The sequence below is a fragment of the Prauserella oleivorans genome, from assembly GCF_042685745.1.
GTDB classification, from domain to species: domain Bacteria; phylum Actinomycetota; class Actinomycetes; order Mycobacteriales; family Pseudonocardiaceae; genus Prauserella_A; species Prauserella_A oleivorans.
This window is the reverse complement of the sequence record NZ_JBHUNT010000002.1, coordinates 1-12,612: the sequence shown is the minus strand read 5'-3', so window position 1 is coordinate 12,612 and position 12,612 is coordinate 1. Positions and strand designations below refer to the sequence as shown.

Below are 12,612 nucleotides of genomic sequence, written 5' to 3'. Positions count from 1 at the left end.
AGCTGGCCTCCTGTCAGCTGGTGAGGGTCATGACGATGTTCGGCGCGGCGTAGCCGACCCAGGCGATCGCTTCGCCGAGAGTGGAGGCGACCACGCCGCCGGTGACCAGCACCAGCGCCGGCGCCACATACACCGTGGTCTTGGCCACCGCGTTCGGCTTCTTGTCCCAGAGGTCGATCACGGTGCCGACCAGCATCAGCACGAGAATCACCGCCGCCACATAGGAGGCGCCGGCGCTGCCGCCGAACAGGCCGATCACCCAGTTCACGACCAGTTCGAAGATGTTCGCGGCGATCTCGCCGGGCGTGTTCCACGCCTCCGACAAGAACGGGATCGGGGCGTAGGCCAGCGCCCAGATCCCGAGGATCAGCAGGGCGTAGTGCAGGATCCAGGCGAACTTGAAGTCCTTCCTCATCAGGATGCGGCGCAGGACCAGAAAGAAGATCCCGGAGAGCCACAGAATCCACGACATCGGTGTGTCTCCCTTGGTGTCAGTCGAGGGCGGCGTGCGCCCAGGCGAACGGATAGAGCAGCGCGGCGAGCAGGGGCCGGGTGCCGGGGAACGCGGCGGCGAGCGCGAGCAGTGCGGTCACACCGGCCAGCCGCGCCGGGTGGTCGACGACCCATTCCCAGGTGCGGACGGCGGCCTTGTTGGCGACGGCGACCACGCCGTAGGCGGATTCGGCGGTCCGCAATGGGCCACGCTCGGCGAGCTGGGCGCCATCACGGGCCCGTCGCCACTCCTCGGCCAGCGACAGCGGCCGGTCGGTGTAGAGCCCGGACTGCGGCGTGGCGGCCTCGGCGAGCCAGCTGATCCACGCCGCCCGATCACCGCCGGCCCCCTCCGTGGCAGCGGTGGTGTCCGGTGTGGCCGGGACGGCGTGCAGGTGCCGTTGCTGCTCCTCGGTGGTGGGGGCGGCCGCGGCCGCCGACGGTGTGTGTTCTGGCAAAGCAGCCATCGGTCGGCCGCTCCTTTCGTGGTGTGGGGTTGGTGTGGTCAGCCGCGGCGGCGCTGGGTGCCGTCGCGGTAGATCTGGTCGCCGATCGCGAGCAGGGCGTCCACGGCCTGCTGGAGGGCGGTGTCGTGCTGGTACTTGGCGGCCGCCGAACGCACGTAGTCACGGGCCGCCTCCAGCTGCACCAGCGGGTCACGGGCGACGTTGATCCGCTGGTTCGCGATCGCGCGGGCGGCAGCGCGGAGCTTGCGGCGCCGGTTCGTGGCGGCCTCGCCGGGCGGCAGGTGCTCACGGATCTGCCGGACACGGCCGAACCCGGATCCGGTGCGCCGGGCCTTGCCGGTGGCGACGGTGCGGTGATGTCCAGCCACGTGTACTGCCTCCTACAAGTCGTGCGGGTGGGAGTCGGTGGGGCGGGAACCCGAGGGGGTTGTCAGGGGCCGGCCGCTGAGGGAAGGCGGCCGCGGCCTCGCTCCTCGCCCCACCGACGTCTGTGAGGCCGACGCCGATCAGGTGCCGGCCGCCCTGATCTCCCGACACCACAAGCTCAGCGAGGTACGGGATGCCGGCAGCTCGTAGCCCTCACGATCGAGGAGGTCGGCCAGGGCTCGCGGTTCGGAAACGTGGTGCTGGAGTCCGAGCTGCACCGCGATCTGTTTCGTCGCACGCGGCCGGGACCGGGCTGTGCGCGTGGGCTGCTCAGGCGCCCGGGCTTGGGTCGGCTGACGCTGGGCCTCGGCCTGGGCACGTTGCTGCTCGGCCGCGTGCTGGCGTTCCGCCTCGATCCGGGCTCGTTCCTGCTCGGCCTCGGCCCGCTCGGCGGCCTCGCGGGCGGCCTGCTCAGCCCGCCGCTGCCCCAGCCAGGTCCGCAGTGCGCGGGCGAACGCATGCACGAACGCGGCCAGCAAGACGGGCACAAGGATCGCGGCCGCGATGCTGGTCCAACTCCAATGCGCCGGCAGCACCCCGTGGTGGTCGCCGGGCATCGGCTGCCCGTGCCCGAGGTCACCCTTGAGGTCGTGACCGACGACGTTGAACAGCACCGACGCGGCCAGCGTCAGCACCAGCACCTGGTGCCCGATCCGCCGGTACACGCGGTTGGCGGAGATCGAACCGAGGAACGTGCCGCCGATCGCGCCGACGTCGATGATGAGCGGGAACAGGTTCGCCATCGCCCCGGACCAGCCGTAGTGCAGGGCGGCGGTGCGCATCATGTCGAACGACAGCGCGAACGCCAGCCCGGCGACGGTGACGGTAATCGCCGCGACCGTGGCGAACACGCCGGTGGTGACGGTCTCGTCCTCGCCCTGGCCGGTGTCCTCCTCGCGCCTGCGGCGGCGACGCGGTGCGGCTGCGCGGGCGTCGGCGCGAGCCTGAATCCAGGAGGCGATCGCGCCCCGGACCGTCGGCCCCACAACCCCGGTCGCGGGTTTGGGTTCCGTGGTCGTGGCCTTCGCCCTCGACTTCGTGGTGGCCGGCGGCTCCTGCACCTGCGACGGGCCGGGGTTCGGCATAGGCGTCGGCGCGAATGCCGTCGGCTGCAGCGGCGGTGCGCGGTCCACGATGTCCCGTGGTGCGGGGACGTCGAGGCGGAGAACGCGGGCCGTGTCCGGAACGATCAGGCCGCTCGCCGTGGTGTGGCTGTGGCCGTTGACCATCGCGTGTTCGTCCTTTCTCGGTTACCGGGCTGCGGCGGCGTAGAGCCGTACGAGCGCGGACAGCACGGTGGGGTCCGGGTCGGCGAGGTTGTCCAGCAGCAGCGAGGCGTCCGGAAGGCCAGGCCGCAGCGTCCGCAGCTCCTCGATCTCCGACAGCGCGGAGAAGATCGCCGCCTGCCGGCGCCGCCGCACCGGCTCCCAGTGGCGGCCCGGCTTGTGATCCGGCCGAGCCTCAAGCACATCGGCCTGCTGGTGCGCAACCGTGGCGAGATCACGGGCGATCAAAGACCGCAGTGATGGAAGCGTCGTGTCAACCAGTCGGCCGCGGAGCTGATGCTCCTTGGCAGCGAGCTCGGCAAGCACACGCTCCGGATCGGATGCGATAGCGGTTGTAGACATGACGAGTCCTCCCAGGACAGTCGAAGCGGGATGGGTGGTTCCAGCTGGACCTGGGCAGACACCGGACCCAACGGTCTGGAAACACACGAGGGCCCAGGGGCTGCCCCGGCGCTGGAGCCAGGTCGGTCAGACCGCGACGCACCTCGTCGCAGTCGGCCCGGTCTCCCCGTCCACCGGGATGGGTGTCGGCGGGCCGGGCGGCGGGGACAGGCACGCCCGGGGACGGGCGCGATCACCCGGCCCGCCGACGATCACGGGAAGCCGCGCGCGTCAAGCGCCGGCTTTGGTGGCACAGTCGCAGAGCATCAGCGGTCGCCTCCCCGGAGCGCATGCGCGGCGAGTGCGCCGAACAGCAGCCCCAGCGTGGTCGCCATCCACGTGACTGGCCCGACCGGGGAGAACACGGCCACGATCACCGCGAGCCCGGCGACCAACAGCAGCAGCAAGGTCGCGGCCAACCGGCCTTCGCCGATCTCGCCGAGGTACAGGTCCTCCTCGGCCAGCCGACCTGGCTCGAGAGAAGAGGACTCGGGGTCGGTGTCGACGGCGGGGGTCATGCCGCGGTCCTCCACTCCGTTGTGGATTCCTCATCCGGTTCCGCTGCGATGGCGTGGTGACGACGCAGCGCCATGAGCTCGCGGTGGGTCTGTTCGTGTGCCGCCAGCCGGAGCGCGGCCTCAATCCGGGTCTCGACGGTGTCGTCGTCGCCCGTCTCGATCACCAGCAGATCCGCGACCGTGGGCTCGGGCTCGGGCAGTTCGCTAGCGGGTGCTTCGGAAGGTTGAATGACGATCCGGTCGAAAACAGGAAGTTGCGTGATCACGGGACTCACCTGGCCGTTCCGATGTAGTGGCGCCAGCGGCGCGCCTGCTGCTGCCCTGCTCGGGTAGGCCAGCAACAACGCCCGCCATCAGGCGCGTCCAAGGTGTTGAGGTCGATCAGGCCGCTGTGGGCCAGCTCGGCAAGCAATCGGAGCTCGCTCTCGGTGGCGGGGCGGCCGTCGATCCGGATGCCGCCGTTGCGGACGGTGATCCGGTCGCGGCTCCGGTCGACAGCGGCCGCGAGCAGCGTGTCTGCCGTCCACGGGGCGGTAGCGGTGGTCATGCCGGCACCACCACCGTGTCCTGCCGCCGCAGCTGCCGACGTTCCGCGCCGGTCAGCCCGCCCCAAACACCAAAGTCGATACCTGCAGCGAGGGCGTCGTCGAGACACGCCTCCCGCACCGGACAGCCGGAGCACACGCGCTTAGCAACGGCTTCCTCGGCTGAACCCTCCAGCGGGAACCACAGCTCGGCGTTCGCGGTGCGGCAGGCCGCTTGCACTCGCCACGTCACAGCGCGCCACCCCCGAGCAGGCCGTCGATCATCGTGGCGTCCGGCCACGGCTCGACATCGGCGGTCAGCGCGTCCAGGAACCTCTCGTGGTCGACGGTTATCGTGTCCATGCACACGACTCCTTTCGCGGTTGTGTCGTGGTTGCGCTGCCCCCGCTGAGGTTTGGTCGCGTCGGCGGGGGCAGCGGCGTATCTCGGGCTCGGTGTCCCTCGGCCACCGCCACACCCGTGGCCTGACGGGCCGGTGTGGCAGTGACCGGCGCACACCGAGTGCGCCAGTTGTTGCGATATGTGGTGGCACCAGCCGCTGCTGCTCTGCTTCAGGGCATCTCCACGGCCATCTCCTTGCCGCTGCCCAGCCCGAATGAGCTGGTCATCCCGTTCACCTCGCCCGCCCACTTAGGCGGCTGGCCCTTGTCGGTGTTCAGTTGATTGACACGTTCGACGTTTTCGATGTGTCGAATGTGACCATAGGGTCCACCCGTGGTGGAGCGCAAGAGTTTTGGGTATGTTCGACACATCAAATTGGGAATGCGCTGGTCACACACGGCGCAAGGAGGACGACGGACGATGACGACACCCACCGCCGCCACCGGGGTGCCCGCCTATGTGCGCATCGCGGCGGAGTGGTCCGAACGAATCGACTCCGGGCAGCTGAAGCACGGAGACCCGCTGCCCACAAGAGAAGAACTGGCCGAGCAGTACGGCGTCTCAAAGACCGTCATTCGGGATGCGCTTGGTCTCCTGCACCAGGCCGGCTACCTCGAGGCCGCCACTCGACGAGGGACCCACGTCTATCGTCTGCCGCGCTACGAACTGCCGATGTACGTGCTCGAGGCCGATGACCGTGGCCGGGACGCATTCGAGGACGCGGTCCGCTCCCAGGGCGGCAGGCCTTACCAACACATCCGGGTTGAGACCGTGGCCCCTGGACCCGATGTCGCGAAGGCGCTCCAGCTAGCAGACGGCGAGCTGTCACTCGTGCGACTCCGTGTCCGGACCATCGACGGCACCCCCTACTGCATCGCTGATAGCTACTTCCCCTACGAGCTGGTGAAGGGCACCGAACTGGCCAAGCCCGACAACATCGCCCGAGGAGGGCGACACGTCCTTCGCGAGATGGGCATGGAGATGGTCAAGCACCGCGACGTGATCCGTTCCCGTCGACCTCACGCCCGGGAGATCGGCGAGCTAGGAATCTCCCATGGCCTCGACGTCATCCGCCACGAGCGCATCAGCTACGCGGCGGATGGACGCCCGGTTCGCTTCATGGCGTCCTCTTTCCCCTCCGATCGCTGGGAGCTCACCTACGAGGTCGAAAAATGAGCTACACCATTTGGAACGCGGGTGAGCTCGACCTCGACGCGGTCATGCGACTCCTGCACGACCGCGTGGAGTGGCTGCGCAACCGTGGGAGTGACCAGTGGTCGACCTACAGCCGATGGCGCCCGGAGATGAAAGCGAGCATTGCGCGGCGCGAGACGTGGCTGATGCGCGACGGCAGTACGAATGAGCCGGTCGGCACGATCACGATGAGCACCGAAGGGGACCCGGAGTTCTGGACCACTGCGGAACGCCAACAACCCGCGCTCTACCTGGCTAAACTCGCCACCTCGGTGCAATGTCGCGGCCAAAACCTTGGACGCCTCCTGCTCGACTTCAGTCTGTACCACGCGGCCGCGACAGGACGCCACGAAGTCCGGATGGACGTTTGGCGTACAGCCACTGACCTGCACGCCTACTACGTTCGTCAAGGTTGGCGCCATATCCGAACGGTCGAGTTGCCGCATCGCTACTCCGGCGCGTTGTTCAGCCGTCGAGTAGTGCCACCAGTGATAAACACCCCTCCCGCAGGCCTAGAAGTTCGGCCCGCTGGGGGGGCAAGTACTCCCCAGGCTGGCAGAGGAACCCGGAGAAGAGGGGCGATACGGGCCAGCGTTGTTCGCCAGTTGAGCGCCCAACACACCGGGAGCAAATGCGGGACGAAGTTCGAACTCTTACCTACGATGATCGCCGTCACCACTGGACGACTGAGGAGCGTGCGCACGTGGAAACCATCGGTTCCCGTGAGTTCGTGAAGACGCCACGAATCGTGACTAAGGCAGTCCGAAGCGGCAAAGTAGTCGGGCTTACGTTCCACGACCGTACCTACGCCGCGGTTGTCCCGTACGACCTGTGGGCTGAAGCCGAGCAGGCACTCCGCGAGAAGCGAGCGCGGGAGGGGGAGACCGCTGCATGAGGTAGCTCAGCCACGTGGGCGGCAGGCAGGTAGCACCTGCAGCTACGAATGCCGAGCCCACGAAAAGGGGTCCAGATATGCGACGACCCCCCGCTCAAGACTTTGGCCGGTCATGCGAGGGGTTCGTCGTTCCAAGACTGCGGCTGTCCCCGCCGCGCCTGGTCTTATCGTACAACATGCCACCGGCGAAGCGTCGGTTTCGGCGGCGTACATCACCGGGTCATCAGGGCAGGGACACCGCACCGATCTGCGAAAGGCACGAATCGGTGAGCACTCCGCTCAACAACGAACCTCCCTTTGACCAGGACCTTCACTCGCTCGACAGGGTCGATGAGCAGGATCAGTTCACAGTCGGCCTCGCCGCAGCCACCCACCTCGGTCTGCTGCCGCGGTGGGGCAAGCACGAGCACTCCGACGACAGGACGTGGCATCGACGTCTCAGTCCGCCACCGATGTTCGGGGTGCCGTTCTGGGTCACCGCCTGTGTTCGACTGATGCCACCGAGGCGACGCGATGGCTCGCTGGTCCCGCCAACATTGGCCAACGCGATCTTGCCCGCAGCCCAGACCTTTCTCGAACTCGGGACGATTGACCGGAGTCGACTGTCGCAGGTCTCCGGCGTCGCGGTGAAAGATCTGGACTGGCTGCTCGACTATCTGCAGCAGATCGGATTCCTCGCCCGCAGCAATGACTCATGGTTCGTGAACCAAGAGGAACCGACCGGTTATCGCGGACCACTCAGCCCGAGCGACCTGTACAGCGCGCTAGAGGCACGGGATCGAGGGTTGCCGGTTCTCCTGTTCTGCGAGGTCTGTGCAAACCTCGAGCAGCAGGCAGAGCAGCGACGGGAAGAGCTGCTGCGAGAAGCACGGACGACGCAGAGGCCGGACACATACATCTACGTCATCGGTGAAGACAACAGTCCTCACGTGAAGATCGGAATAACCACCGATCTCTCCCAACGGCTGAAATCACTCCAGACGACGAGCCCTGCACCGCTTCGAGTCCGGTGGTTCGCGCAGGGAAGCCGAGACATCGAGCAACAGCTACACATTGAGTTCGCGCGGCAACGAACACACGGCGAGTGGTTCAAGTTCAGCGCCAAAACAGACCCGGTGAGCACGATCCGTGCCGAAGCCCTTCGACTCGGTGCCGTGGAGGTGGCAAAGTGACCCACACCGGCGGCACGACACATGCCGAGGGCATCGAGGTCAAGCTGGAGAACACGCCACGAGGTGTCCAGATTGATACCTGGATTCCGGCCTGCCTGCTGCTCGATCCGCCTCGCCAGCCGAACGGTAAGCCGCACCCCAGCCCGGAAAAGGTCTGGCCTGTCGTTTACCAGCTCCTGGCTAGCACGGCGAACGCGCATGGCGATGCACACATCACCGTCACTCGCTCGGCGATCGCACATTGGGCTGGCTACAGCCGCTACGACAAGGCGGCTTGGATCATCCAATGGCTCCAGCGCATCGGGTTCCTGACGGTGTATCGCCACTACAGCCACGACAAAGGCGGCGGGCGCAGCCGAGACAGCTTCACCGTCAGGCTCGACCCGCCGGAGAGCTACCGCGGACCGACGCACACCGGCGAGCTTGCTGCAGCGTACGCCGATCCCGAGGCCTGGGGACCCATCTGGGCTGAAGCCCGTGAAACCCCAGGTCAGAGGCAATACCCCCCACAGAGGGTAAAGCCCGAGGGGGTTCTACCCCCCGCAGAGGGTAAAGCCCGTGAAACCCCAGGTCAGAGGCAATACCCCCCACAGAGGGTAAAGCCCGAGGGGGTTCTACCCCCCGCAGAGGGTAAAGCCCGTGAAACCCCAGGTCAGAGGCAATACCCCCCACAGAGGGTTTTCTCGCGCGCGGGGGGATCAGATCGATCTCTCCTCTCCTCCGTCGAGGAGAGGAGAGGAGAGATCGAGCCCGTGCCGGGCGGTGCGGCGGAGCCGCCCGCCACGGGCGGGGAGGCTTCGGTGAGTAGCGAGGCTGTTGAGCTGGCGCGGCGGTTGCCGTGGCGTGCGTGGTCGGAACGCACCGGCAAGCGGCTGCCGTCCCGGCTGGAGTTGCGGCGGGTGGCCGCCGCGATCACCAACGCTATGGCTGAGCACGGTGTCTCGTTGGATGAGGCGGCTGAGGTCGGGTGTCGTGCGCTGGCGAAGGCCGGCAAGAACCCGGCGACGTTCCTGGTGAACGCGTTCACGACGAAGCTTGATGAGCACCTGCCTGCGGACTTGGCAGAGGAGCAGTTGACTCTGCCGGTCGGGGAATCGGAGTCCTCGGCTGCCGAAACGTCCCCTGAACCGGTGTTGCCCGCCTGCGAGTTGTGCGGGGCTGCCGAGGGAGACCCGGCTGAGGCCCGGGTGAAGCGGCGCCGTGGCGGGTCGATCGTGCGGGACGTGGCCGGTGTGCCGGAGTTGTGCGGGTGCACCCAGCACCGCACTTGCCCAGCGGCATGATCGCGCGCCGGTGTGGCGTCTGACCGCCGTCAGGCAGGGGGTTTGTCCCTGCTTGGTGGCTGAGTCACAGGTCCGCTCAGCGACGAACATGCCCGGTCCGGGGTGGCAGCCCGGACCGGGTCACGACACGAAGGGACAGGCTTCATGTCAACGCCCATCCTGGCTTCCGCCGGCCAGCACGACGACCATCAGCCCCCGCAGGACATCCAGGCCGAGCAGTCCGTGCTCGGGGCGATGCTCCTGTCGCCGGATGCGATTGCCGAGGTCAGCGAACAGCTCACTGCCCGGGACTTTTACCGGCCAGCTCACGCCGCGGTGTTCAGCGCGGCGCTCGACCTCTACAGCCGAGGCGAGCCGGCAGACGCGATCACCGTGTCAGCAGAGCTGCAGCATCGTGGTGAGCTGGCCAGAGTGGGTGGGGCGCCGTATCTGCACACCCTGATCACCGTGGTGCCCACGGCCGCCAACGCCGGGTACTACGCGCAGATCGTGCGGGAGAAGGCCGACCTGCGCCAGCTGGTCGAGATCGGCACCCACGCCACGCAGATGGCGGTCAACGCCGCTCGTGTCGACGGCGACGTCGACGAGCTGCTCACCCGACTGCAAGGCCGGCTGGACGAGGTCAGTGACCGGCGTGGTGCCACCACCAGCGGCATGGTCACCTTCGATGATCTCGTGGCCGACCGGCTTGCCCACCTCGACGACGTCCAGGCCGGCCGCGTAGATCCGGGCCTGCCTACGCCGTACCTGGATCTGACCGAGGTCCTTGGGGGGCTCAAACCGGGCCAGCTGGTCACAGTCGCCGCACGCCCAGGCGTTGGGAAGTCGACGGCCGCGCTGGATTTCGCCCGGCACACAGCCTTCAAGCAGCACGAAACCGTCGCTCTCTTCAGCCTGGAGATGTCGGCCGGCGAGTTGTGGGACAGGATCATCTGCGCCGAGTCCCGTGTCCGGTTCGCCGACTACGGCCACCGCGGTCGCCTGTCCGCTGACGACCGTGCGCGCATCGAACGCCGACTGGACGACCTGCACCCCTACCGCGGGAACCTGGTCATCGACGACGACACCAGCGCCACGCCGGCCCAGATCAGGGCCCGCGCCCGACAGATCAAGCGCAAGCAAGGGCTGGCTCTTGTGATCGTCGACTATCTGCAGCTGATGACGCCGACCACCCGTAACGAGAATCGGCAGCAAGAAGTGTCGGAGCTGTCACGGCAGATGAAGCTGCTCGCCAAGGAACTCGAGGTACCGGTGCTGATGCTGAGCCAGCTCAACCGCGCGTCCGAGCAGCGGGCGGACAAACGCCCGATGCTGGCCGACATGCGCGAATCCGGCGCGATCGAACAAGACTCCGACATTGTGATGCTGCTGCACCGCCCGGACTCCCAGCAACGGGACGATGCACGCGCCGGCGAGGTGGACTTGATCCTGGCCAAGAACCGCGGCGGACCGACCTGCACGATCACCATCGCGCATCAGCTGCACTACTGCCGCTTCTCCGACCTCGCCATCGCGTGACCGCCGTGAGCCCGTCGACGAGCGCGCCGGAACGCGAGGTGTCGTGACCATGATCGACAAAAATCGTCCAAACGACCCGCTGACATGGCCGTGTGCGGCCCAGCACGGCTCGCGCCGCCTTCCCCTCCTCGCAAGGCGTTTCAAGTCCGCAGAGACGATCTCAGGGCCTGATCTCGGATCTCGGTGAGTGTTGGGGAGGCCTGGACCGAACGAAGGTCCAGACCGGCCGGGGCAATCGATCATCACGCCGCCGAATTGCTGCCTGATCGCTCCGCAGCCGCACGAACATCCATCACCTGACAACAAGGCCGGGCGGCACCCGCTTAGCCCAGCTCAGACAATCTCAGCGGCACGAAATCCGGAACCGGCTAGTCCCGGCAGTCGCCCCTTGCCTCCGTGTTGTCGAACGGCGGCCCGGCACCTGGGCCCGCGCCGGACACCATCAGGCTGGCGGGCGAGTCACCTGGTTCACTCCACAGCCGACTCGTATAACGATTTATACGAGTCGGCTGTGGAGAACCCGATGGGCAGGCCGGCATGCCCATCGCAACGCAACCTGCGCGGGCGCGAGTGGGATTGCGGGCTAGGAGGCGGGGTCTAAGCGGCGCGACGCGCGTCGCGTACGCGCGCGCACGCGCGAGGGAATCGCGTTGTGCCTGGTCAGCGGCTTGTGGGCTGGTGGTGATGCAACCACGACGCAACCAACCGACGCAACCTGGGTGCAACCAGTCCTGACCTGCGGAAACGCTGGTGCGAGGTTGCAGAGGGGGACCGTGTGAGGGGCCGCCGACTCTGCCCTCTGCTCGTCCGCGGGAGCCCAGTCGTCGGCACCGGTTCCGGCCGGGGACAGCCCCTCTCACAGGCGCCGGATGGCTTTCCGGATTTCTCTCCATCTGGCCCTGGAGTGGGGCACGTGTCTGCGGCCGCGGTGGAGGCGGCCGCAGACACGACGTCCACAGCATTTGGCGGCGGCCTCACGAGACACCTCATGGTGGCCCCGAGGTGGCCGTCCCGGTGTCACCATGACCGATGTCCACCGACCCCGCCGAGGGAGAACACGAAGCTCCAGGTGGACGGTCAGGTGTACACGTCCAGGCGGCCAGTGGTGTCCACCCGCCGCACCAGAGGTACAGAGTCCACCGCCCGGAGATGTACACCGCAGCAGCGTCCAGGTGGACACGCCAGGTGTACACCTTGTCCAGGTGTACACCTGGCGTGACCAGCGGAAACGGCGCCCACTTGTCCACCAGGTGGTACACCCGGTGGACGGGCGAGGTGTACACCCCAGCGTTCAATCGAGGCAGTCAGCTGTCCACTCGCACCTCTCCAGTGGACGCCCGGTGCACACCTCGGTGGACCGTCCACCTGAAAACATCTGCCGGGTGGCCGGTGCTCAGCCGGCGGCCTCGCTGAGCAATCGCACCAGGGTCGCTAGCTCACTCGCGTCGAAGTGCTTACGTAGCGCCGCTGCGACTTGCTCCGGGGTCTGAACCGCCATCGTGGGCACCTTGTCCCGAGTGCGGCGCGGCTTCTCGCTCGGGGTGATTACGGCGTAATCACTCGACGCCGGCTCGGGCCCGCTCCCGTCGTCCTGGTCGGGGGTGATTACGGCGTAATCACCCGCTTGGATCCGCTGCCACTCGGTGCGCTGCGCGTCGTGCGGCAGCTTCGCCACCCGCCGCGCGTCCTCCACCCGCAGCTGGCCCGCCGTCAATGCGTCCCCGAGCTCAGGGGCAAGCTTCAGCAGCGCCAGCCGTTGCGACACGTAGCCCTGGGTCTTGCCGATGCGCTTCGCCACGGTGCGCTGGGAGCCGTGCCGCTCCGTCAGCAGCTGGAGGGCCTGGGCCTCCCGGAGAGGCGGGAGGGCTTCGCGGTGGATGTTCTCGATCAGCACCGACTCGTCGAGGTAGTCGTCCCGGCCGAGCCGGTCGAGCACATGCACCGGCACCTCATCGAGTCCGGCCTTTCGCGCGGCCGCCAGCCGGCGGTTGCCGTTGAGCACCACCCAGTCGCACGCGCCGACGTCCTGTTCGTGGTCGGGGTAGTGCGTCAGG

General features: G+C 67.6%; 16 protein-coding genes. 5 read left to right on the top strand and 11 right to left on the bottom strand.

What is annotated here, in order from left to right; translation table 11 throughout:
- Positions 1-13: 13 nt before the first annotated feature.
- The 10 genes from ACFSZT_RS28215 to ACFSZT_RS28170 form a co-directional block, all read right to left on the bottom strand.
- Positions 14-472: a hypothetical protein gene (locus ACFSZT_RS28215; protein ID WP_377385328.1), complete on the bottom strand. Its 459-nt coding sequence runs from the start codon at positions 470-472 to the stop codon at positions 14-16.
- Positions 473-491: 19 nt separating this feature from the next.
- A complete protein-coding gene (locus tag ACFSZT_RS28210) occupies positions 492-959 on the bottom strand; it encodes a hypothetical protein (RefSeq protein WP_377385331.1) in 468 nt (155 codons plus the stop codon).
- A gap of 38 nt (positions 960-997) precedes the next feature.
- On the bottom strand, positions 998-1,327 hold the full coding sequence (locus tag ACFSZT_RS28205) for a hypothetical protein (protein ID WP_377385334.1): 330 nt from the start codon (positions 1,325-1,327) through the stop codon (positions 998-1,000).
- A 138-nt stretch (positions 1,328-1,465) separates the two neighbouring features.
- Positions 1,466-2,614 (bottom strand): hypothetical protein, encoded by a 1,149-nt coding sequence (locus ACFSZT_RS28200; RefSeq protein WP_377385337.1) that lies wholly within the window; start codon positions 2,612-2,614, stop codon positions 1,466-1,468.
- 21 nt (positions 2,615-2,635) lie between these two features.
- On the bottom strand, positions 2,636-3,013 hold the full coding sequence (locus ACFSZT_RS28195; RefSeq protein ID WP_377385340.1) for a hypothetical protein: 378 nt from the start codon (positions 3,011-3,013) through the stop codon (positions 2,636-2,638).
- A 305-nt stretch (positions 3,014-3,318) separates the two neighbouring features.
- Entirely contained in the window at positions 3,319-3,570 is a 252-nt protein-coding gene (locus tag ACFSZT_RS28190) for a hypothetical protein (protein ID WP_377385343.1), read from the bottom strand.
- Positions 3,567-3,836: a hypothetical protein gene (locus ACFSZT_RS28185; protein WP_377385346.1), complete on the bottom strand. Its 270-nt coding sequence runs from the start codon at positions 3,834-3,836 to the stop codon at positions 3,567-3,569. Before ACFSZT_RS28185 ends, ACFSZT_RS28190 begins: the two co-directional genes overlap by 4 nt.
- A 5-nt stretch (positions 3,837-3,841) precedes the next feature.
- A complete protein-coding gene (locus tag ACFSZT_RS28180; RefSeq protein ID WP_377385348.1) occupies positions 3,842-4,117 on the bottom strand; it encodes a hypothetical protein in 276 nt (91 codons plus the stop codon).
- Positions 4,114-4,335: a WhiB family transcriptional regulator gene (locus tag ACFSZT_RS28175; RefSeq protein WP_377478470.1), complete on the bottom strand. Its 222-nt coding sequence runs from the start codon at positions 4,333-4,335 to the stop codon at positions 4,114-4,116. Before ACFSZT_RS28175 ends, ACFSZT_RS28180 begins: the two co-directional genes overlap by 4 nt.
- A gap of 331 nt (positions 4,336-4,666) precedes the next feature.
- Entirely contained in the window at positions 4,667-4,843 is a 177-nt protein-coding gene (locus ACFSZT_RS28170) for a hypothetical protein (protein WP_377385354.1), read from the bottom strand.
- 73 nt (positions 4,844-4,916) lie between these two features.
- Here ACFSZT_RS28170 and ACFSZT_RS28165 point away from each other — a divergent pair, with 73 nt between their 5' ends.
- From ACFSZT_RS28165 to dnaB, 5 genes are all read left to right on the top strand, one after another.
- Entirely contained in the window at positions 4,917-5,672 is a 756-nt protein-coding gene (locus ACFSZT_RS28165) for a GntR family transcriptional regulator (RefSeq protein WP_377385357.1), read from the top strand.
- Positions 5,669-6,424 carry a GNAT family N-acetyltransferase gene (locus tag ACFSZT_RS28160; RefSeq protein ID WP_377478464.1) on the top strand — a complete coding sequence of 252 codons (756 nt, stop codon included), beginning with the start codon at positions 5,669-5,671 and terminating at the stop codon, positions 6,422-6,424. The genes ACFSZT_RS28165 and ACFSZT_RS28160 overlap by 4 nt, the downstream gene beginning before the upstream one ends.
- Before the next feature lie 427 nt (positions 6,425-6,851).
- Entirely contained in the window at positions 6,852-7,757 is a 906-nt protein-coding gene (locus ACFSZT_RS28155; RefSeq protein ID WP_377385363.1) for a GIY-YIG nuclease family protein, read from the top strand.
- On the top strand, positions 7,754-9,040 hold the full coding sequence (locus ACFSZT_RS28150) for a hypothetical protein (RefSeq protein WP_377478462.1): 1,287 nt from the start codon (positions 7,754-7,756) through the stop codon (positions 9,038-9,040). The genes ACFSZT_RS28155 and ACFSZT_RS28150 overlap by 4 nt, the downstream gene beginning before the upstream one ends.
- Positions 9,041-9,142: 102 nt before the next feature.
- Complete coding sequence (gene dnaB, locus ACFSZT_RS28145; RefSeq protein WP_377385369.1) at positions 9,143-10,558, top strand: replicative DNA helicase; 1,416 nt, start codon at positions 9,143-9,145, stop codon at positions 10,556-10,558.
- 1,393 nt (positions 10,559-11,951) lie between these two features.
- Here the strand turns inward: dnaB and ACFSZT_RS28140 are convergent.
- On the bottom strand, positions 11,952-12,612 hold a 661-nt coding region (locus ACFSZT_RS28140), incomplete at its 5' end, for a ParB/RepB/Spo0J family partition protein (RefSeq protein WP_377478460.1).

What these genes read in the sequence shown, in the direction of transcription:
- ACFSZT_RS28215 (WP_377385328.1), bottom strand. Translation starts at nt 472, where the DNA reads ATGTCGTGGATTCTGTGGCTCTCCGGGATCTTCTTTCTGGTCCTGCGC.
- ACFSZT_RS28210 (WP_377385331.1), bottom strand. Translation starts at nt 959, where the DNA reads ATGGCTGCTTTGCCAGAACACACACCGTCGGCGGCCGCGGCCGCCCCC.
- ACFSZT_RS28200 (WP_377385337.1), bottom strand. Translation starts at nt 2,614, where the DNA reads ATGGTCAACGGCCACAGCCACACCACGGCGAGCGGCCTGATCGTTCCG.
- ACFSZT_RS28195 (WP_377385340.1), bottom strand. Translation starts at nt 3,013, where the DNA reads ATGTCTACAACCGCTATCGCATCCGATCCGGAGCGTGTGCTTGCCGAG.
- ACFSZT_RS28190 (WP_377385343.1), bottom strand. Translation starts at nt 3,570, where the DNA reads ATGACCCCCGCCGTCGACACCGACCCCGAGTCCTCTTCTCTCGAGCCA.
- ACFSZT_RS28180 (WP_377385348.1), bottom strand. Translation starts at nt 4,117, where the DNA reads ATGACCACCGCTACCGCCCCGTGGACGGCAGACACGCTGCTCGCGGCC.
- ACFSZT_RS28165 (WP_377385357.1), top strand. Translation starts at nt 4,917, where the DNA reads ATGACGACACCCACCGCCGCCACCGGGGTGCCCGCCTATGTGCGCATC.
- ACFSZT_RS28160 (WP_377478464.1), top strand. Translation starts at nt 5,669, where the DNA reads ATGAGCTACACCATTTGGAACGCGGGTGAGCTCGACCTCGACGCGGTC.